Below are 202 nucleotides of genomic sequence, written 5' to 3'. Positions count from 1 at the left end.
CGCCCGGTGGAGCATCAGACAGCCCTGTTGCTCGACCGTCTTGGTCGGCACGAACCGCATGTTGGGTCTCGTGACCGCCTCGCAAATCGCCTCCGCGTCCGTGCTGTCGTTCTTCTGTCGCTTGACGTAGGGCTTCACATAGGCCGGAGGCATTAATCGCACCGTATGCCCCAGCGCCTGCAGCTCGCGGGACCAATGATGC

At 62.9% G+C, this 202-nt stretch carries 1 pseudogene; it reads right to left on the bottom strand.

The annotated features are described in order from the left end of the window. Nucleotides 1-202: pseudogene (locus AC5ZFO_RS48525) on the bottom strand (IS110 family transposase); the annotation flags it as partial.

The sequence above is a fragment of the Bradyrhizobium sp. Unk1 genome (genome assembly GCF_059512345.1).
This window is presented reverse-complemented; position numbering and strand designations above follow the sequence as displayed.